The 16,423-nt window shown below is 72.5% G+C and carries 15 protein-coding genes and 1 tRNA gene; 4 read left to right on the top strand and 12 right to left on the bottom strand.

The annotated features are described in order from the left end of the window. Positions 1-42: 42 nt before the first annotated feature. The 6 genes from pdxS to pgsA all read right to left on the bottom strand — a co-directional run bounded on the left by pdxS (position 43) and on the right by pgsA (position 4,951). Complete coding sequence (gene pdxS / locus ACFU7Z_RS19845) at positions 43-954, bottom strand: pyridoxal 5'-phosphate synthase lyase subunit PdxS (RefSeq protein WP_049651429.1); 912 nt, start codon at positions 952-954, stop codon at positions 43-45. 129 nt (positions 955-1,083) lie between these two features. Continuing rightward, entirely contained in the window at positions 1,084-1,629 is a 546-nt protein-coding gene (locus tag ACFU7Z_RS19840) for a membrane protein (RefSeq protein ID WP_049651430.1), read from the bottom strand. Between the two features lie 29 nt (positions 1,630-1,658). Next, positions 1,659-2,027: a 5-carboxymethyl-2-hydroxymuconate Delta-isomerase gene (locus ACFU7Z_RS19835; RefSeq protein ID WP_380778544.1), complete on the bottom strand. Its 369-nt coding sequence runs from the start codon at positions 2,025-2,027 to the stop codon at positions 1,659-1,661. A gap of 61 nt (positions 2,028-2,088) precedes the next feature. Further along, the gene (locus tag ACFU7Z_RS19830; RefSeq protein ID WP_049651432.1) at positions 2,089-3,273 is read right to left on the bottom strand and encodes a glycosyltransferase family 4 protein; all 1,185 of its coding nucleotides are present in this window, start codon (positions 3,271-3,273) and stop codon (positions 2,089-2,091) included. Between the two features lie 51 nt (positions 3,274-3,324). Then, positions 3,325-4,287: a phosphatidylinositol mannoside acyltransferase gene (locus ACFU7Z_RS19825; RefSeq protein WP_380778542.1), complete on the bottom strand. Its 963-nt coding sequence runs from the start codon at positions 4,285-4,287 to the stop codon at positions 3,325-3,327. A gap of 16 nt (positions 4,288-4,303) precedes the next feature. Beyond that, on the bottom strand, positions 4,304-4,951 hold the full coding sequence (pgsA, locus tag ACFU7Z_RS19820) for a phosphatidylinositol phosphate synthase (RefSeq protein WP_049651434.1): 648 nt from the start codon (positions 4,949-4,951) through the stop codon (positions 4,304-4,306). A 254-nt stretch (positions 4,952-5,205) separates the two neighbouring features. Here pgsA and ACFU7Z_RS19815 point away from each other — a divergent pair, with 254 nt between their 5' ends. Then, positions 5,206-7,254 (top strand): elongation factor G-like protein EF-G2, encoded by a 2,049-nt coding sequence (locus ACFU7Z_RS19815; protein WP_117487161.1) that lies wholly within the window; start codon positions 5,206-5,208, stop codon positions 7,252-7,254. A 32-nt stretch (positions 7,255-7,286) separates the two neighbouring features. On the opposite strand, the gene ACFU7Z_RS19810 is transcribed toward ACFU7Z_RS19815, so the two are convergent. Next, entirely contained in the window at positions 7,287-7,712 is a 426-nt protein-coding gene (locus tag ACFU7Z_RS19810; protein ID WP_380778539.1) for a thiol-disulfide oxidoreductase DCC family protein, read from the bottom strand. Between the two features lie 195 nt (positions 7,713-7,907). On the opposite strand from ACFU7Z_RS19810, the gene ACFU7Z_RS19805 reads away from it, so the two are divergent. After that, positions 7,908-9,554, top strand: coding sequence for a hypothetical protein (locus ACFU7Z_RS19805; protein WP_079272097.1), 1,647 nt, complete (start codon positions 7,908-7,910; stop codon positions 9,552-9,554). A 67-nt stretch (positions 9,555-9,621) separates the two neighbouring features. Here ACFU7Z_RS19805 and ACFU7Z_RS19800 read toward each other — a convergent pair whose 3' ends face one another. The 4 genes from ACFU7Z_RS19800 to ACFU7Z_RS19785 form a co-directional block, all read right to left on the bottom strand. Then, positions 9,622-10,182: an HIT domain-containing protein gene (locus ACFU7Z_RS19800; protein ID WP_049651438.1), complete on the bottom strand. Its 561-nt coding sequence runs from the start codon at positions 10,180-10,182 to the stop codon at positions 9,622-9,624. A gap of 146 nt (positions 10,183-10,328) precedes the next feature. Next, on the bottom strand, positions 10,329-12,308 hold the full coding sequence (gene thrS, locus ACFU7Z_RS19795) for a threonine--tRNA ligase (RefSeq protein WP_380778537.1): 1,980 nt from the start codon (positions 12,306-12,308) through the stop codon (positions 10,329-10,331). A gap of 88 nt (positions 12,309-12,396) precedes the next feature. Beyond that, positions 12,397-13,560 carry a hypothetical protein gene (locus ACFU7Z_RS19790; protein ID WP_380737392.1) on the bottom strand — a complete coding sequence of 388 codons (1,164 nt, stop codon included), beginning with the start codon at positions 13,558-13,560 and terminating at the stop codon, positions 12,397-12,399. A gap of 32 nt (positions 13,561-13,592) precedes the next feature. Beyond that, on the bottom strand, positions 13,593-14,147 hold the full coding sequence (locus ACFU7Z_RS19785) for a DUF4365 domain-containing protein (RefSeq protein WP_380778535.1): 555 nt from the start codon (positions 14,145-14,147) through the stop codon (positions 13,593-13,595). 167 nt (positions 14,148-14,314) lie between these two features. Here ACFU7Z_RS19785 and ACFU7Z_RS19780 point away from each other — a divergent pair, with 167 nt between their 5' ends. Further along, positions 14,315-15,082, top strand: a complete 768-nt coding sequence (locus ACFU7Z_RS19780) for an exonuclease domain-containing protein (RefSeq protein ID WP_074002368.1) — start codon at positions 14,315-14,317, stop codon at positions 15,080-15,082. Between the two features lie 81 nt (positions 15,083-15,163). On the opposite strand, the gene ACFU7Z_RS19775 is transcribed toward ACFU7Z_RS19780, so the two are convergent. Continuing rightward, positions 15,164-15,235 (bottom strand) — tRNA-Val (locus tag ACFU7Z_RS19775). A 613-nt stretch (positions 15,236-15,848) separates the two neighbouring features. Between ACFU7Z_RS19775 and ACFU7Z_RS19770 the strand changes: the two genes are divergently transcribed. Next, positions 15,849-16,262, top strand: coding sequence for an SsgA family sporulation/cell division regulator (locus ACFU7Z_RS19770; RefSeq protein WP_030056266.1), 414 nt, complete (start codon positions 15,849-15,851; stop codon positions 16,260-16,262). The last annotated feature ends 161 nt before the right edge of the window (positions 16,263-16,423 follow it).

Raw genomic sequence — 16,423 nt, 5'->3', positions numbered from 1 at the left:
CGCCGAGGCGCTGCGGCGGGCCGGCTCGGAAACTGCGGGTGGTTACCAGCCGCGGTTGGCGTAGCGCTCGGTCTCCGGCAGGGTGTCGCAGTTGATGCCGACCATGGCCTCGCCCAGGTTGCGGGAGGCGTCCGCGATGACCTTCGGGTCGTCGAAGAAGGTGGTGGCCTTCACGATCGCGGCGGCACGCTTGGCCGGGTCGCCCGACTTGAAGATGCCGGAGCCGACGAAGACGCCCTCGGCACCCAGCTGGCGCATCAGCGCGGCGTCGGCCGGGGTGGCCACGCCACCGGCGGAGAACAGCACGACCGGCAGCTTGCCGAGCTCGGCGACCTCCTTGACCAGCTCGTACGGGGCGCGCAGCTCCTTGGCGGCGGCGAACAGCTCGTTGTTGTCCAGCGCGCGCAGCTTGCCGATCTCGTTCTTGATCTGGCGCAGGTGGCGGACGGCCTCGACGACGTTGCCGGTGCCGGCCTCGCCCTTCGAGCGGATCATGGCCGCGCCCTCGGCGATGCGGCGCAGGGCCTCGCCCAGGTTGGTGGCGCCGCAGACGAAGGGGGTGGTGAAGGCCCACTTGTCCGAGTGGTTGACCTCGTCGGCCGGGGTCAGCACCTCGGACTCGTCGATGTAGTCGACGCCCAGCGACTGGAGCACCTGGGCCTCGACGAAGTGGCCGATGCGGGACTTGGCCATCACCGGGATGGAGACCGCCTCGATGATCTCCTCGATCATGTTGGGGTCGGACATGCGGGCCACGCCGCCGTCCTTGCGGATGTCGGCCGGGACCCGCTCCAGGGCCATGACGGCCACGGCGCCGGCGTCCTCGGCGATCTTGGCCTGCTCGGCGTTGACCACGTCCATGATCACACCGCCCTTGAGCTGCTCGGCCATGCCGCGCTTGACCCGGGCGGTGCCGATCTGCGGCTGGTCTGCGGTGGTGGGGGTCGTGGACACGTGAGACCTCACTCGAAGATGAATCAGTGCTATCGCCCTATGGTAGGCAGACCGGATGGCCCACTCATGCGCCACCAAGTCCAGCCAGGACGACGGGACACGACAAACGGGCCGTATCCGGGGGACACCTTAAGCAGGCGCCCCTTCGGGCGTGAGAGCGGGCGGCGGTGCATCGTCCATCTCGAACGCCAACGGGAACGGCGCCTTCCCCGCCAACCGGAAGTACCGCACCAGCCGGTGCTCGCGCACCGCCCGCGCCGCCCGCACCGCGTCGTTGTGGAACCGGCGGGCCATCGGCACCCGCCGCACCGCGGCCGTCAGCTCACGAACCGCGTCCTCGCCACCCGGCTCCGCCACCAGCGCCGCCATCTGCTCCGGCTCCTCGAACACCGCCCGCAGCGCCAGGCTCAACTGGCTCTCCGCCACCTCGCGCTGCTCGTCATCGGCCTGCCGGGCCGCGTGCGCCGCGTCCAGCAGCAGCAGCGAGGCCGCCGGATCCAGCAGCGAGGACGTCGCCAGCTCCATCGCCACCGAGGCCCGGCGCACCAGCTGCGCGTCCAGCGCCGCCCGCGCCGCGTCGATCCGGGCGTGCAGCCGGTCCAACCGACCGGCCGTCCAACTCAGGTACATGCCGAACAGCACCACGGCCACGCCGGCCCAGATCCAGGTAGTCACGGGCCGCTACGTTACCCGGTGTCACCGGTTCAGCCCCGGGCGGTCGCGTTCCGGTAGCTCTCCCGGTCGATGTCCGCGATGTGCACCGCCGTGAACAGCCGGGTGCCCGGCCTCGGCCGGACGAACCGCGCCAGCAGCGCCAGCACGCCCTCGCTCAGCGCCGCCTTCGCCTCCGGCGAACGGCCCGGGAAGATCTGGAACTCCACGAACACCTGGGTGTCGCCGGCCGCCCCGCTGGTCCCGACCACCAGCAGCTCGCTCTGCCGGAACACCGTCTTGCAGGACTCCGGCTTCGCGTCGATCGTCGCCTCGGCCAGCCGGTTGATCGCCAGGCCGAGGCCCCGGCGGTCGAAGGTTCCGGCCAGGTCGGCCGAGTAGTCGACGGAGATCTGCGGCATCGTCGCCCCCGTGGATCGCAGTGGTACGGACGCCCGACCCTAACCCCACCGACCCCGGGGATCAGTCCCGGGCCAGCCCGAACCGGCCGCGCCGACCACTGCGCACGTCCTCCTCGACCACCGCCGCCTGGCCCGCCGTCACCGTCTCGTACACCGCCAGGATGTCCGCGCCGACCGTCGACCAGTCGAACCGCCGCACGTGCCGCGAAGCCGCCTCCCGCAGCTCCTCCAGCCGCGCCGGATCACCCAGCAGCCGCAGCGCCGTACGGGCCAGCGCGTCCGCGTCCTCCACCGGGAACAGCTCGCCCGCGTCCCCGCCGTCCAGCACCTGCTTGAACGCGTCCAGGTCGCTCGCCAGCACCGGCGCACCCGCGGACATCGCCTCGACCAGGATGATCCCGAAGCTCTCGCCCCCGGTGTTCGGCGCCACGTACAGGTCCACGCTGCGCAGCAGCCGGGCCTTGTCCCGGTCGCTCACCATGCCGAGGAACTCCACCTGCCGGCGCACCTCCGGCGCCAGGCCCGCGACCGCCTCCTCCTCGTCGCCCTTGCCCGCCACCAGCAGCCGCACCCCCGGCCGCTCCGCCAGGATCCTCGGCAGCGCCGCCAGCAGCGTCGGCAGGCCCTTGCGCGGCTCGTTGATCCGGCCGATGAAGCCGATCGTGCCCGGCTCCCCCTTCGCCGCACCGCCCGTCCAGCGCTCGTCCGGCTCGGCCTCCGCGAAGAAGCCCACGTCCACGCCGTTGGGGATCACCACCGCGTCCCCGCCCAGGTGCTCCACCAGGGTGCGCCGGGCGTACTCCGACACCGCGATCCGGGCCCGGATCTTCTCCAGCCCCGGCTGGAGGATCGGCGAGGCCGCGATCATCATCCGGGACCGCGGGTTGGAGGTGTGGAACGTCCCCACCATCGGCCCGGTCGCCGACCAGGCGGCCAGCATCGACAGGCTCGGCGCGGCCGGCTCGTGCACGTGCAGGATGTCGAAGCGGCCGTCGTGCAGCCACCGCCGCACCCGCGCCGCCGACAGGATGCCGAAGCTCAGCCGCGCCACCGACCCGTTGTACGGCACCGCCACCGCCCGCCCGGCCGGAACCACGTACGGCGGCAGCGCCTCGTCGTCCTCGGCCGGCGCCAGCACCGACACCTCGTGCCCCAGGCCGATCAGGTGCTCGGCCAGGTCCCGGATGTGGAACTGCACCCCACCGGGGACGTCCCAGTCGTACGGGCAGACGATGCCGATCTTCACGGGTTCCTCAAGCTCCTTCGGACGGTCGTGCGGGCGGGACGGCGGAACGGATCAGGACCCGGAGGCCTCGGCCACCGGCTCCGGGGCCCCCTCCGCGCGCTCCGCGGGCGCCGCCTTCACCGTCTCACGGACCGGCAGGTCGGCGAGCCAGAACCTCTGCAGCATGTGCCAGTCCTGCGGGTGCTCGCGGATGCCCCGCTCCCACACCCCCGCCATCGCCTGGGTCATCGCCCGGGTGCGCTCCTTGCGGTCGCCCTCCTCGGGCACCGGCACCTCCGGGTGGATCCGGCCCCGCAGCACCGGACCGTCGTACCAGAGCGTCACCGGCATCAGCGCCGCCCCGGTCCGCTGGCACAGCGCCGCCGGACCGGCCGGCATCCGGGTCTCCTCACCGAAGAACGTCACCCCGATACCCGCCTCCGACAGGTCCCGGTCCCCCACCAGGCAGACCAGCCGGCCCTCGCGCAGCCGCCGCGCCAACGTCCCGATCACGTTCACCGAACCGCCGGTCAGCGCCAGGACCTCCATGCCCTGGCCCTCCCGGAACTCCACGAACCGGTCGAACAGCCGCTCCGGCTTCAACCGCTCCGCGACCGTGGTGAACGGGTAGCCCTGCTGCGCCACCCAGGTCCCCGCGAGGTCCCAGTTGCCCATGTGCGGCAGCGCTATCACCGCGCCCCGACCGGCCTCCAGCGTCTCCCGCAGGTGCTCGAAGCCGTCCACCTGGACATCCCGGGCCACCCGCTCCCGGCTCCACACCGGCAGCCGGAACGACTCCATCCAGTACCGCAGGTACGAGCGCATCCCGGCCCGCGACAGCTCCCGCATCGCGGCCCCGTCCAAGCCCGGACGGACCCGGCGCAGGTTCGCCTCCAACTGGAGCACCCGCTTGCCGCGCTTGCGCCACGCGTAGTCCGCCAGCCGGTCGAACAGCCCCGCGGCCACCCGCTCCGGCAGGTGCTTCAGCAGCCCCCACCCCAGCGCGTACGCCCAGTACACCAGTCGGTCCGTCACCGCAGGACGCCCCCCATCAGCTCCCGGCCGCCGCTCGGTCGGCCTCGAACGCCTCCCGGCGCACGGTCAGCATGCGCTGGAACACCGTCACCAGGCTGCCCGCCGCCACCAGCCACAGCGCCACCGGCAGCAGCCACTCCACGTACGGCACACCGAACGTGTGCAGACCCGCGACCCCGGCCGCCACCAGGCTGGCCACCAGCCGCTCGGCCCGCTCCACCAGCCCCGACACGTCGCACGGCAGGCCCTGGCTCTCCGCCCGCGCCTTCGTGTACGACACCACCAGACCGCTCGCCAGGCAGAAGATCGCCACCGCGCAGAGCAGGTTGTCGTCACCCTTGCCCGCGTACCACATCGCCAGACCACCGAAGATCGCCGCGTCCGCGACCCGGTCCAGGGTGGAGTCCAGGAACGCCCCCCACTTCGAGGTCCGGCCCAACTGGCGGGCCATGTTCCCGTCGACCAGGTCCGAGAAGATGAACAGCGTGATCGTGATGGTGCCCCAGAAGAACTCCCCGCGCGGGAAGAACACCAGCGCACCGGCCACCGAACCGGCGGTACCGATCAGCGTCACGGCGTCCGGACTCACACCGAGGCGGATCAGGAACGCGGCGAACGGGGTCAGGACACGTGTGAAGAAGGCACGCGCGTATTTGTTGAGCATGGCCTTCCCAGCCGCTCCGATCTCCCAGATACCGCCTGGCGCGGAACGCGCGGCAGACGGCCGGGCGGATCAGCCCGTCCGGCCCACCCATCGTAGCCACGCCGGAGACACGCTCCGGCGCACGCACCGCCGGGTCGGCGCCCCCGCCACCACCCACACACGGACCGTCACCGACCGGCCCCTACGACACGCGCCCCGCAGAACCCGACCCTAGACTGCCAAAGACAGCCTCGGCGCCACGGGAGGAGACCCCGATGCCCGACCGCAGCACGGCACGAGCCGGCCAGGCACCCCCCGTCAACGGCCCGAAGGACCTGCGCAACGTCGTCCTCATCGGCCCCAGCGGTGTGGGCAAGACCACCCTCGCCGAATCCCTCGCCCTCGCCTCCGGCGCCACCGGCCGGGCCGGCCGCGTCACCGACGGCACCACCGTCTCCGACCACGAGGACATCGAGCACCAGCAGCAGCGCTCCGTCCAGCTCGCGCTCCTCCCGCTCGAATGGAAGGGCGTCAAGATCAACCTGATCGACCCGCCCGGCCACCCCGACTTCACCGCCGACCTGCGCGCCGCCCTGCACGCCGCCGACGCCGCCGTCTTCGTCGTCTCCGCCACCGACCCGGTCACCGCCCCCACCCGCGCCCTGTGGCGCGAATGCGCCGCCGAAGGCATCCCCCGCGCCATCGCCGTCGCCAAACTCGACCTCGCCCACACCGGCTTCGACGACATCCTCACCGCCTGCCACGACGCCTTCGACCTCGGCCCGGACACCCTCCGCCCGCTCTTCCTGCCCGTCCTCCACGACGGACACCCCGACGGCAGCGTCGACCTCCTCACCGGCGACACCTACGGCGACACCGACCCCCTCCCCGACACCGCCCCCGCCCACGACAGCCTCGTCGAGGCCATCTCCGGCCAGGACGACACCCTCATGGAGCGCTACCTCTCCGGCGACCCCCTCGACACCGACTCCCTCGAAGCCGGCCTGCGCCGCGAAGTCCTCTCCTGCACCCTCCACCCCGCCGTCCCCACCAGCGAGAACGGCCTCGGCGCCGCCGAACTCCTCGACCTCATCGCCCACACCTTCCCCGACCCCACCGAACGCACCCGCCCCGCCCCCGCCTGCGACCCCGACGCCCCGCTCGCCGCCCAGGTCGTCCGCGTCACCGGCGACGCCTACGTCGGCCGGATCAGCCTGCTGCGCCTCTACGCCGGCACCCTGCGCCCCGACACCCGGATCCACCTCACCGGCACCGCCCACACCGCCGACCAGAACGGCGACGAACGCGTCACCGCCCTCACCAGCCCCTTCGGCAAACTCCAGCGCCCCGTCCCGCACGCCGTCGCCGGCGACCTCGTCTGCGCCGCCAAACTCACCACCGCCCGCGCCGGCGACACCGTCCACGACCCCGGCCACCCCGTCGAACTCGACGGCTGGACCCTCCCCGAACCGCTCCTCCCGATCGCCGTCGAAGCCCACAGCAAGGCCGACGACGACAAGCTCTCCCAGGCCCTCGCCCGCCTCACCGCCGAGGACCCGGCCCTACGCCTCGAACAGAACCCCGACACCCACCAGCTCGTCCTCTGGTGCACCGGCGAGGCCCACGCCGAGGTCGTCCTCGACCGCCTCCGCACCCGCCACGGCGTCCACGTCGACACCGTCGAACCCAAGGTCGCCCTGCGCGAGACCTTCGGCACCGCCGCCGCCGGCCACGGCCGCCTGGTCAAGCAGTCCGGCGGCCACGGCCAGTACGCCATCTGCGACCTGGAGGTCGAACCGCTCCCGGCCGGCTCCGGCTTCGAGTTCCAGGAGCACGTCGTCGGCGGCGCCGTCCCCAAGCACTTCATCCCCTCCGTCGAGAAGGGCGTCCGCGCCCAGCTCGCCAAGGGCGTCGCCACCGGCCACCCGCTCGTCGACGTCCGGGTCACCCTCACCGACGGCAAGGCGCACTCCGTCGACTCCTCCGACGCGTCCTTCCAGAACGCCGCCGCCCTCGCCCTGCGCGACGCCGCCGAGCACGCCGTCATCCGCCTGCTCGAACCCGTCGCCGCCGTCAGCGTCCTGCTCCCCGACGACTACCTCGGCGCCGTCCTCGGCGACCTCTCCGCCCGCCGCGGCCGCGTCCTCGGCAGCGAGACCGGCGGCACCGGCCTCACCCTGCTGCGCGCCGAGGTCCCCGAACTCGAACTCGTCCGCTACCCGGTCGACCTGCGCTCGCTCACCCACGGCACCGCCGAGTTCTCCCGCGCCTACCTGCGCCACGAGCCGATGCCCGCCGCCCTGGCCGAGCGCTACACCGACTGAGCGGCCCCGCGCCCGACCACGGCCGGACGGGTCTACGGCCGGACGGGCTTCCGGGCCGGCAGCGCGCACGCCGCCGTACCCCCCGGCATCCGGTGCCGGTTGCGCGCCACCCAGCGGTAGACCACCCCCGCCACCGGCCGCACCGGCGCCGCCGTCAACACCGCGCCCAGATATGCCCACGCCCCGCCGGAGCGCATCAGCAGCCGCGCAACCCCCTGCGCGCCCCCGTACACCCGGCCGGCCGGCGTCACCCAGAGCACCTCGCGCTCTGCCCGCTCCGCCGACACCTCGCCCCGCCCGCCCGCACGCCCGTCCAGCCCCGCCAGGTCCGCGAACTGGAACGGCACCGCCTCCCAGCCCCCCGAGGCCAGCGTCTGCCGCAGGTACCGCTCCGCCCAGCGCACGCAGGACGAGCAGAACGAACAGTCCCCGTCGAAGACCAGCACCGGATCCTTCACGGCCGCGCCCCTTTCGTCACTCCCACCACCCATCCTGCCCCACCGCCCCCATCCCTCCCACGGCGGGCATCGACCCGCCCGAAGCTGGGCATCATGCCCCTCAGGCCTCCGGTGACGGTACTTCAGACGATCATCCGCGCGGGGGTGCCACGGCACGGTAACCTGCCGCTGACAAGGGGAGGAGGGGACGCCACCGTGACCACACTCGACATGACCCCGGGTGCGCAGATACCCCGGACCGACACCGGGCCGCAGACCGCCATCACCCAGGGACTCTCCTCGACCGCCTACCGCGACGGCGAGATCCAGGGCTTCGTCGGCGCCGTCACCGACGCCACCGCGAAGAAGGGCCGCTTCGCGCTCTTCCGCCCCAACCTCGGCGAGGCCTTCAGCAAGGCGCTGGTCTCCCGCGCCCTGGGCGGCGCCCGCAAACCCCTCGTCCCGGCCTTCGGAGTCGACACCCGCCAGGTCGTCGAGCACTGCCTGGCCGCCGAGGAACTGCGCAACACCCGCGACCGGCAGCTCAGCACCGTCTCCATCGCCACCGGCGTGCTCTTCCTCCCCGGCACCCTCGTCTGGCTCGGCGCCTTCCAGCTCCGCGCCTGGCTCAAGCGGGACAACCCGAAGAACGCGGCCGTCTACGGCGGCATCGTGCTCGCCGCGGCCGCCGCCCTCGCCGTCCTGCTCGCCCTGCGCCCGCCGGCCACCGGCTTCATCGGCGTCTACCTGCGCGTCACCATGCTCGCGCCGGTCATCGGCTGGTACCTCGCCCGCCGGATCGTCGAGCGCTCCGCCAAGGACCTGCGCAGCCGCTGGCAGGCCCTGGTCGAGGGCAGCGCCGTCGCCGCCACCGTCGCCAAGGCCGTCCCCCGGGACGACCTCGACAAGAAGGCCGCCGACCTGCGCGACAAGCTCGGCCGCCTGGACGCCGAGCAGGAGACCAACATCCACCACTACGCCGGCCCCAAGGGCATCCTCGGCGCCGGCCGCCGCTGGGGCGAATGGCGCCTCGCCGACACCCTCCACCCCGCCGAGGGCCACGTCGACTTCCGCGCCTTCCACCCCTGGGACCTGATCCGCCGGATCTCCTCCCACCTGAAGGGCCTCGGCGTCAGCCACGTCGCCAACAGCGGCATGCCCAACGTCGCCATCAAGCAGTGGGTCGTCTTCGACATCGGCGAGGGCGCCGACGAGATCAGCCGCCCCGGCAACGCCGACATGGACGGCGACCGGATGCGCGACTTCGCCGTCCAGAGCGTCGCCGACAAGCAGACCTTCTCCGGCGGCCCCCGGCACTACCTCGCCACCCAGTTCATCACCCACGACGGCAAGCTGGTCCTCACCTTCACCGTCACCGTCACCCTGCTCGCCAACGTCCTCAACATCACCGTGTCCGGCTACGCGCTCGGCCCGGTCAAGGGCGTCTTCTTCGACAAGCCCAAGGACAAGGAGAAGTCGGTCGCCAAGACCGTGAAGTTCTGGGAGGAGCGCACCGTCAAGCTCCCCCTGATCGACAACGACGAGGTCGTCCGCCAGGCCGTCCGCGCCCCGTTCTACCGGATGCCCGGGCTGCTCACCTGGCTCGGCGGCGGACTCGGCCTGCCCGAGCCGTTCGGGCTGCGGCACATCTGGGCCGGCCGGGCCTGGGAGAACCGCTCCATGGTCGACAACGCCCAGAACGCCTCCGTCCCGGTGCTCGCCGCCGTCCACGCGGCCACGCTCGAGTTCCTGGAGGAGCACGACCTGGACGCCGACCGCTTCTTCAAGAACCGCACCTCGATCATCAAGTCCGAGGCGCAGAGCCCCCGCCCGTACGACGTCGACACCTTCAACGCCGGCTGACCCGCGGAACGCGGAAGGGCCCCACCGGGATCTCTTCGGTGGGGCCCTCCTGCGTTCGTGCTGTGGATCAGCCCTGCGGCCAGACCTCGGCCAGCATCTTCCGGGTGTCCGCCAGCAGCTGCGGCAGCACCTTGGTGTGGCCGACCACCGGCATGAAGTTGGTGTCCCCGCCCCAGCGCGGCACCACGTGCTGGTGCAGGTGCGCCGCGATCCCGGCCCCGGCCGCCGCGCCCTGGTTCATCCCGATGTTGAACCCGTGCGCCCCGGAGGCCGCCCGCAGCGCCGTCATCGCCTTCTTGGTGAAGTCCGCCAGCTCGGCCGTCTCGGCCTCGTCCAGGTCGGTGTAGTCGGCGACGTGCCGGTACGGGACCACCATCAGGTGCCCGCCGTTGTACGGGTACAGGTTCAGCACCGCGAACACGGCACTCCCCCGGGCGATGACCAGCCCCTCCTCGTCGCTCAGCGACGGGATCGAGCAGAACGGACAACCGTCGTCCGGAGCCGGGCCGGTGGGCTTGTTCTCACCCTGGATGTACGCCATCCGATGAGGCGTCCACAAGCGGCGGAAGCCGTCCGGCTCGCCGACGCCCCGCTGAAGTTCCGGCTCAGTCGTCATGCTGATCAGCATATTCGCCCGACGGGGCTTGCAAAGCCGCGCGGGGCAGACTCATCGAGAGCCTGCCCCGCGCAACCCCGCGAACGCGGGGCCTACCACCTCTGGCCGTGCTTAATCATCTCGTGCATAGGGCCACCCCCGCTCAGGCGGGGCCCACCTCACACCTGGATACGACGCGCCACAGCATCAACGATCTCGGCGATGGCCTCGTCACGGGGCACGCCGTTCTTCTGCTCGCCGTTGCGGTAGCGGAAGGACACCGCGCCCGCCTCGACATCGTCGTTGCCCGCGATCAGCATGAACGGGGTCTTGGTCTTCTGTGCGTTGCGGATTTTCTTCTGCATGCGGTCGTCCGAGGTGTCCACCTCGACCCGGATCCCGTGCTTCTTCAGCTCGGCCGCGACCTCCAGCAGGTACGGCACGTGCTCGTCGGTGATCGGGATGCCGGTCACGGTGACGGGAGCCAGCCACGGCGGCATGGCGCCGGCGTAGTGCTCCAGCAGCACCGCGAAGAACCGCTCGATGCTGCCGAACAGCGCCCGGTGGATCATGACCGGCCGTTGACGCGAGCCGTCCGCCGCCGTGTACTCCAGGTCGAAGCGCTCGGGGAGGTTGAAATCCAACTGAATTGTCGACATCTGCCACGTCCGGCCGATGGCGTCCCGTGCCTGCACCGAGATCTTCGGGCCGTAGAAGGCCGCGCCGCCCGGGTCCGGCACCAGCGGCAGGCCCTGCTTCTCGGCCACGCTCGCCAGGACGGCGGTGGCCTCCTCCCAGGTCTCGTCGCTGCCGACGTACTTGACCGGGTCCTTGGTCGACAGCTCCAGGTAGAAGTCGGTCAGACCGTAGTCGCGGAGCAGGTTGAGCACGAAGGTCAGCGTGGAGTCGAGCTCCTCCGCCATCTGCTCGCGGGTGCAGTAGATGTGCGCGTCGTCCTGCGTGAAGCCGCGGGCACGGGTCAGGCCGTGCACGACGCCGGACTTCTCGTAGCGGTACACCGTCCCGAACTCGAAGAGGCGCAGCGGCAGTTCACGGTACGAGCGGCCGCGCGCGTCGAAGATCAGGTTGTGCATCGGGCAGTTCATCGGCTTGAGGTAGTAGTCCACGCCCTCGTCGAGCTGCATGGGCGGGTACATACCGTCCGCGTACCAGTCGAGGTGGCCGCTCTTCTCGAAGAGCTTCCCCTTGGTGGCGTGCGGGGTGTAGACGAACTCGTAGCCCTCCTCCTCGTGCCGCTTGCGCGAGTAGTCCTCCATGGCCCGGCGGATGATGCCGCCCTTGGGGTGGAAGACGGCGAGGCCGGAGCCGATCTCCTCGGGGATGGAGAAGAGGTCGAGCTCGTTGCCGAGCTTGCGGTGGTCGCGCTTCTCGGCCTCGACGAGGAAGTCGAGGTGGGCCTTGAGCTCGTCCTTGGTCGGCCAGGCGGTCCCGTAGATGCGCTGGAGCATCGGGTTCTTCTCGCTGCCGCGCCAGTAGGCGGCCGCGTTGCGCATCAGCTTGAACGCCGGGATGTGGCGGGTGCTGGGCAGGTGCGGGCCGCGGCAGAGGTCGCCCCAGCACTGCTCGCCGGTCTTGGCGTCCAGGTTGTCGTAGATGGTGAGCTCGCCGGCGCCCACCTCGACGTCGGCGCCCTCGCCGGCGGTGGCGGCGGAGCCCTTGAGGCCGATCAGCTCCAGCTTGTACGGCTCGGCGGCCAGCTCCTCGGCGGCGGCCTCGTCGGTGACCACGCGGCGGGAGAACTTCTGCCCGCGCTTGATGATCTCCTGCATGCGCTTCTCGATGGCCTTGAGGTCATCGGGGTGGAAGGGCTTCTCGACGTCGAAGTCGTAGTAGAAGCCGTCCTTGACCGGCGGGCCGATGCCGAGCTTGGCCTCGGGGTAGAGCTGCTGCACGGCCTGGGCCATGACGTGCGCGGTGGAGTGGCGCAGGATGTCGAGGCCGTCCTTGCTGCCGATCGCGACCGGCTCGACCTCGTCGCCGTCCTGGACGGCGTAGGCGAGGTCCTTGAGCTGGCCGCCGACGCGGGCGGCGATGATCGAGCGGTCGTCGGCGAAGAGCTCGGCGGCCGTGGTGCCCGTCGTCACCACGCGCTCTTCCCGATCGGGTTCGCGGCTGATGATTACCCGGACGTCCGTCACCGGTCTCTCCTGACGTGCTGGATTTCAGAGGACGCAACACTGCGCTGCGCGTGACGATGGTACCGAGAGCGCCGCCCCTGCCGTCCACCTACGCCCCTTCTCCCCCTTCCTCCGTCTTCTCTCCGAGCGACTTCAGCAGCCGCTCGCGGTCCCCGTCCTCCCAGCCGCGGAGCTCCAGCCCGTGCGGGCGGACGAGCCGGCGGAAGCCGTCGTGCCGGTCCAGCCGGCCGGAGACCCGGACGGGCAGGCCCGCGAGGTGGGCCTCGGCGGCGAGCCGGTAGTCGGGGTCGGGCAGGCGGAGCTTGAGCTCCCGGACGTCGGCGCCGGTCAGTACCCGGAGCCGTACCGAGCCCGGTCCGGCCGGGTCGGCGCGCTTGAGGCGGGTGACCACGCCGAGCACGGTGACGGCGATGGCGGGTTCGGTCCGTTCCAGCAGGTCGGCGGCCTCCGCCAGGGCGGGCAGGTCGCCGGGCGAGAAGTCGAGGTCGATCCGGCGGTCGCCGAAGCCGCCCGGTGTCCCGGCGGCGGGTGACCAGGCGACGCTGAGCCGGGCGGCCGTGGCGTCGCGCACCAGGTCCTCGACGGACCGGACGAGCTCGCGGCTGACCCCGGCCCGGACGGCGTTCCCGAAGGCCTCGGGCCCGCCGCTGACCCGGCGGTAGTCGACCGCGTCGCGCAGCGCCTCCAGGGCCCGGACCAGGGTGGTGACGGCGGCGCGGCCCTCGGGGGCGGGGGTGTACGCGGTGAGGGCGGCGCCCTGTTCGACCAGCAGGACGCGGTCCAGGTAGTCCCCGGCGAGGCCGTCCAGCCGGGCTCCGAAGTAGCCGGCCCTGGTGCGGGCGGCCTTGGCGCCTGCGGCGAGCATCCCTCGGGCCGCCCCTCTGAGCCGCTCGGCCTCGTCCCAGGAAACGGTCCCGGCGGGCCCGGGCGGCTCGCGGTGCCAGCGCAGTTCGTCGCCGGGGACGGCCAGGGCGAGCAGGATCGAGCGGGCGGAGGGGGTACGGGCGCGGGAGAGCGCGGCGACGGCGTCGGTGAGGAGCTCGACGGCGTCGTCGAAGCCGTCCCCGGCCGGGACGAGCAGGCTGGTGCCGGGCTCCTCGTCGGGCGGGGTCCAGCGTCCGTACCGGGCGGCCGGGCCGCCGCGGCGGACCCAGCCGTGCCGGGCGAGCAGGGTGGCCAGCACGGCGGGGTCGACGGCGGCCGGGTCGGGCAGGGGCCGGGCCGGCTCGCCCGGTGGGTACGGCGGTGTCATGGGTCCGGTTCCTCCCTGCCGCGGCCGGGCCGTCACGGGCTGCCGCCCGCGCCGATCCGGGCCATGATGTCGCAGAGCGCGCGGTCGTCGAAGACCTTGTCGGTGGGCACCCGGACGTTGGTGCGCCGCTGCCCGGTGACGGGGTGGCCGGCCAGGTTGACCCAGTAGCAGCAGTGCCGCAGTTCCAGGGCGTCCGGGCGGGCCCGCAGCCAGTGGTCGACCCGGCGCGGGAGCAGCATCACGACCAGGATCCGCGGTACGGCGACCCGGGGCCGGGCGAGCTTGCGCAGGTGGTCGTTGTCCAGGGTGAAGCTGAAGAACGGTCCGGCCGGGTCGGGCGCGACCTGCTGGGTGGCCTTGAGCTGGATCTTGACGGTGACCTCGTCGTCCACCTCGTGCGCCCGGGAACCGTGGCTGACGTGCCAGTCGATGCCGTTGTCCGGGAACGGCTGGGAGAGCGAGCAGCCGGCCGCGGCGGCGACCGCGTGCAGGTAGCCGACCTGCAACGTCTCCATGCAGGCGGTGACCGCGAGGTTCCCCCGCAGTGCGGCCGCCGCCCCCTCGGGCTGCGGCTGGGTCAGTGCCATCGCCCCGTGGCCTCCCCCGGCTCGGGCCCGTCCCGGCGTCCGGACGGGTCGGTCGATTCGATCGGGACAGTCATGGGCAGGATCCCCGGTCGGGCTTGGGCCAAACGGGTTGAAGGGGCGTCAGAACCGGGTATCAACCGGGCGCAACGCTTGTCTGAGGGGCAGTCATGCAACAGCACTGGTACACCGGCCCGCTCGCCTCCTTCGACACCGAGACGACCGGCGTGGACGTGGAGAACGACCGGATCGTCTCCGCCGCCCTGGTCGTCCAGCTCGCGCCGGGCGCACCGGCGCGGACCACCACCTGGCTCGCCGATCCGGGGGTTCCGATCCCGGACGGCGCCCGCGCGGTGCACGGCATCACCGACGAGCGGGTGCGCGCCCACGGGCGTCCGGCCCGCGCAGTGGTGGCGGAGGTCGCCCACGCGCTGGCGGCCGAGGCGCTGGCCGGGCATCCGGTGGTGGTGATGAACGCGCCCTACGACCTGACGCTGCTGGACCGGGAGCTGCGCCGTCATCACGGGCTGACGCTGGCCGGGGGGCCGGCGGCGGCCGGGCTGGTGGTGTTGGATCCGCGGGTGCTGGACAAGCACGTGGACCGCTACCGCAAGGGCCGCCGGACGCTGACCGACCTGTGCGCCCACTACGGCGTGGAGTTGGCCGGGGCGCACGACGCGGCGGCGGACGCGGCGGCGGCGCTGGCGCTGACCCGGCGGATCGGCGCCCGCTACCCGGCGGCGCTGGGCGGGCTGTCGGCGGCGGAGCTGCACCTGCGGCAGGCGGTCTGGCACGCGGCGCAGGCGCGGGGGCTGCAGAACTGGTTCGACCGCTCGGGGAAGGCGGAGCGGGTGGACCTGTCCTGGCCGCTGCGGCCGGCCCGGTGCGGCTGCGGGCGCCGGCTGGAGCCGGAGCACGGCTGCGAGGCGGCGGCGTAGACGGGCGGCCCCGGTATCCCGGGCCCGAACGCGCCGCAGGCCCTGACCTGTTTCCTGGTCAGGGCCTGCGTGCTGTCCGGGTGGGCGATACTGGGATCGAACCAGTGACCCCTTCGGTGTGAACGAAGTGCTCTCCCGCTGAGCTAATCGCCCGGGTGCAGAGAAAACATTACCGCATCCCGGAGGGTGCTCCGACCACCCTCCCCGCCCGCGACCCCGCTCCCGGTCGCCCCCTGGGCTCCCGTCCGGCCGCCCCGGTTCGCGGCGGCGCACCCGCGGGTCACGGCCCGCCGGGCAGCCTCCGTGACCTCGCGGCGGATCCGGTGCGGGGCCGGGCCCGGTCGGTCGGGCCCCACACCCAGGAAGATCACCAGCCGGGCGGTGGCGCGACCGGTCCGAGCGCACCGCGCGGGGCCGGCCAGGGAGATCACCACCCGCCGGACCGGGTGCGGCGGACGCCGGCCGGGGCCCGTCAACCGGTCGCCCGTCCGCCGTCGACGACTGCGTCAACCGCCACAGCCGCTTCACCCGTTCCCGTGTTCCCGCGCCTCTTGTCGTTTCGCACAGTCATGCCAGGAAACTAACCAAGTAGCGCCCGGGTAATGCCCGGCCCGGCCGCTGCGGGGCGATTCCGCAATGCGCCGTAAGGGGTACGACTCGCGCCCGAATCGGGACAGAGGGGTTTACATCGGTCTTGGGGGTGGGATGGTCCGTTCGCCGACGTGCGATTCCCCGAGCGCACACTGAGCGAAAGGCCATGGCGCTTATGAACACCACGGTCAGCTGCGAGCTGCACCTGCGCCTCATCGTGTCCAGCGAGTCCTCACTGCCCGTCCCCGCGGGCCTGCGCTATGACACCGCCGACCCCTACGCCGTGCACGCCACGTTCCACACGGGCGCCGACGAGACCGTGGAGTGGGTGTTCGCCCGAGATCTCCTCGCGGAGGGGCTGCACCGACCCACCGGTACCGGCGACGTCCGGGTGTGGCCGTCCCGTAGTCACGGGCAAGGGGTGGTCTGCATCGCACTGAGCTCTCCGGAAGGAGAAGCCCTGCTGGAGGCCCCGGCCCGAGCGCTTGAGTCGTTCCTCAAGCGGACGGACGCCGCGGTGCCCCCCGGCACCGAACACCGTCACTTCGACCTCGACCGGGAGCTGTCCCACATCCTCGCCGAAAGCTGACCCCGTCCGGAGGGCGGTCACGCCCCGCTGTCGGCGGGGCCATACCGCCTGCCGCCATCGCAGCCGTCCTACTCGGGGGCACGGCAGCGGACTCAGCCGCGCACGACGCGGTCTCGGGGCCGGTGAGGCGGTCCCGCTCCCCCCGGAGCGGGCCCCAGCAC

Origin of the sequence: Kitasatospora sp. NPDC057518 (assembly GCF_042802075.1) — a bacterium.
GTDB lineage: Bacteria > Actinomycetota > Actinomycetes > Streptomycetales > Streptomycetaceae > Kitasatospora.
Note: the sequence above shows the minus strand (reverse complement) of the source record. Positions and strands in the feature narration are given on the sequence as shown.

What these genes read in the sequence shown, in the direction of transcription:
- ACFU7Z_RS19835 (WP_380778544.1), bottom strand. Translation starts at nt 2,027, where the DNA reads ATGCCGCAGATCTCCGTCGACTACTCGGCCGACCTGGCCGGAACCTTC.
- pgsA (WP_049651434.1), bottom strand. Translation starts at nt 4,951, where the DNA reads ATGCTCAACAAATACGCGCGTGCCTTCTTCACACGTGTCCTGACCCCG.
- ACFU7Z_RS19815 (WP_117487161.1), top strand. Translation starts at nt 5,206, where the DNA reads ATGCCCGACCGCAGCACGGCACGAGCCGGCCAGGCACCCCCCGTCAAC.
- ACFU7Z_RS19800 (WP_049651438.1), bottom strand. Translation starts at nt 10,182, where the DNA reads ATGCTGATCAGCATGACGACTGAGCCGGAACTTCAGCGGGGCGTCGGC.
- ACFU7Z_RS19790 (WP_380737392.1), bottom strand. Translation starts at nt 13,560, where the DNA reads ATGACACCGCCGTACCCACCGGGCGAGCCGGCCCGGCCCCTGCCCGAC.
- ACFU7Z_RS19785 (WP_380778535.1), bottom strand. Translation starts at nt 14,147, where the DNA reads ATGGCACTGACCCAGCCGCAGCCCGAGGGGGCGGCGGCCGCACTGCGG.
- ACFU7Z_RS19780 (WP_074002368.1), top strand. Translation starts at nt 14,315, where the DNA reads ATGCAACAGCACTGGTACACCGGCCCGCTCGCCTCCTTCGACACCGAG.
- ACFU7Z_RS19770 (WP_030056266.1), top strand. Translation starts at nt 15,849, where the DNA reads ATGAACACCACGGTCAGCTGCGAGCTGCACCTGCGCCTCATCGTGTCC.